The organism is Mesorhizobium sp. M7A.F.Ca.CA.004.06.1.1, from assembly GCF_003999135.1.
Lineage (GTDB): Bacteria > Pseudomonadota > Alphaproteobacteria > Rhizobiales > Rhizobiaceae > Mesorhizobium.
Genome location: NZ_RZPQ01000850.1, coordinates 1 through 2376, shown reverse-complemented (window position 1 = coordinate 2376; position 2376 = coordinate 1). Strand labels below are relative to the sequence as shown.

Genomic DNA, 2376 nt, shown 5'->3' with positions numbered 1-2376 from the left:
TCCTTGTAAATCCGCGAAAATTCGCGGCTGACGGCGTCGGCAAGCCGGTAGAGCCGGTAGGGCAGGAAATTTTCCAGATTGAGAATTTCAGGCGCGTCGGACGCTTCGCTCTTGATCGCCATTTTTCAAAGCCGCCATTGATGGTTACATTTTCAATGGTTACAAATGAAACCAGTTTGGTCAATTGAGATCCATTCCGGGGAGGAAGCAATGGCCTTTTCCTACATGCCGGGTTTCGGCAACGACTTCGAAACCGAGACGCTGCCCGGTTCGCTGCCACAAGGACGGAACTCCCCGCAGCGGCCGGCCTACGGCCTCTATGCCGAGCAGCTTTCGGGCTCGCCCTTCACCGCCCCGCGCGGCACCAATGAGCGCTCTTGGCTCTACCGGATCCGGCCGAGCGTCAAGCACACTGGCCGCTTCAAGCCTGCGAGCTATCCCTTGTGGAAGAGTGCGCCCAATGTCGGCGATCATGAGTTGGCGCTTGGCCAATACCGCTGGAATCCGGTGCCGATGCCGAAAGAGCCGACCGATTTTATCGCCGGCATGCGCAGCATCACCACATCAGGCGACGTGCTCGGCCAGACCGGCATGGCGGCACATGTCTATGTCGCCAACCGCTCGATGGTCGACGACCATTTCTTCAACTCCGACGGTGAATTGCTGGTCGTGCCGCAGGTCGGCGCATTGCGCTTCGTCACCGAGATGGGCGTCATTGAGCTGCGGCCCGGCGAGATCGCGGTGCTGCCACGCGGTCTGGTCTTCAAGGTCGAGCTGGTCGACAAGGAAGTGCGCGGCTACGTCTGCGAGAACTACGGCGCCAAGTTGACGCTGCCCGACCGCGGCCCGATCGGCGCCAACTGCCTGGCCAATCCGCGCGATTTCAAGACGCCTTGCGCCTGGTTCGAGGAGAAGGAAACGCCGTGCCGGCTGACGGTGAAATGGTGCGGCAATTTCCATGTCACCGAGATCGGCCATTCGCCGCTGGACGTCGTTGCCTGGCACGGCAATTACGCCCCCTACAAATATGATCTGGCTACCTTTTCGCCTGTCGGCGCGCTGCTGTTCGACCATCCCGACCCGTCCATCTTCACTGTGCTGACGGCACCCAGCGGCGAGGAGGGCACGGCCAATATCGACTTCGTCATCTTCCCGCCACGCTGGCTGGTGGCCGAAGACACGTTCCGGCCACCCTGGTACCACCGCAACATCATGAGCGAGTTCATGGGCCTGATCCATGGCCAGTACGATGCCAAGGAAGAGGGCTTTGTGCCCGGCGGCATCAGTCTGCACAATCTGATGCTGGCCCATGGACCGGATGCGCCTGGCTTCGAAAAGGCCTCGCGCGCGGACCTGAAACCGGTCAAGCTCGACAACACCATGGCGTTCATGTTCGAGACCCGATTTCCGCAAATGCTGACCCGCTACGGCGCCGAACTCGAAACCCGGCAGGACAATTATATCGACTGCTGGGCGGATCTGAAGAAGCGTTTCAATGGCACGCCCGAGGGCGACTGGTCTTGAGCACCGAGCCAATGCCGGATCGGTTGGTGATTTTGGGCTCGAAGGGCGGCCCTGCGCTGCGGCCAGGCGGTCCGTGGCCAAGCTCTTCGCTGCTGCAGATCGGCGGCCGCAGCATCGTCGTCGACTGCGGGCTTGGCGTCACGCGTGGCCTGGTCGATGCCGGCATCGGCCTGAAATCGCTCGATCTGATCTTCATCACGCATCTGCACTCCGACCATGTCCTGGAACTGGGCCCGCTGATCCACACCGCCTGGACGGCGGGTCTGGCGACCCCGGTCCACGTGTTCGGCCCGCCCGGCACGGATCATTACTGGCAGCGCTTTTGCCAGGCGATGGAGTTCGATATCGAGATCCGCATCGTCGATGAAGGCCGACCGGATATTCGCGACCTGGTTTCGATCGTCGAATTCGGCGAAGGCCAAGTGGTCGAACAGGGCGGCTTGACGGTTTCGGCGCTGCGCGTCGAGCATCCGCCGGTGACCGACTGTTTTGCCCTGCGCTTCGAACACAGCGGGAAAAGCGTGGTGTTTTCCGCTGACACGGCCTTCTTTCCGCCGCTCGCGGATTTTGCCCAAGGCGCCGATATCCTCGTCCACGAGGCGATGCTGGAAGAAGGCATCGAGCGGCTGGTGGCCAGGACCGGCAATGGCGCGCGGCTGAAAGACCACCTGCTCGCCAGCCACAGCTTTGCCGAAGAGGCCGGCAGCATCGCCAGCGATGCCGGCGTCAAGAGACTGGTGCTCAATCATCTCATTCCGGCCGACGATCCCGGGATCGGCGAGGCCGATTGGACTGCCGCTGTCAGGAAAACATGGGCTGGCGACTTGACGATCGCCCGCGACGGTCTTGTTG

Annotated in this window: 2 protein-coding genes and 1 pseudogene; 2 read left to right on the top strand and 1 reads right to left on the bottom strand. The window is 61.8% G+C overall.

Annotated elements, in window-relative coordinates; genetic code table 11:
• A pseudogene (locus tag EN906_RS38570) lies at positions 1–122 on the bottom strand (MarR family transcriptional regulator); the annotation flags it as partial.
• An 88-nt stretch (positions 123–210) separates the two neighbouring features.
• Between EN906_RS38570 and hmgA the strand changes: the two are divergent.
• Both hmgA and EN906_RS31105 read left to right on the top strand, forming a co-directional pair.
• Positions 211–1524 (top strand): homogentisate 1,2-dioxygenase, encoded by a 1314-nt coding sequence (gene hmgA / locus EN906_RS31110; RefSeq protein ID WP_127269413.1) that lies wholly within the window; start codon positions 211–213, stop codon positions 1522–1524.
• Positions 1525–1535: 11 nt separating this feature from the next.
• A partial coding sequence (locus tag EN906_RS31105) for an MBL fold metallo-hydrolase (RefSeq protein ID WP_164777499.1) occupies positions 1536–2376 on the top strand: 841 nt, incomplete at its 3' end.

What these genes read in the sequence shown, in the direction of transcription:
- hmgA (WP_127269413.1), top strand. Translation starts at nt 211, where the DNA reads ATGGCCTTTTCCTACATGCCGGGTTTCGGCAACGACTTCGAAACCGAG.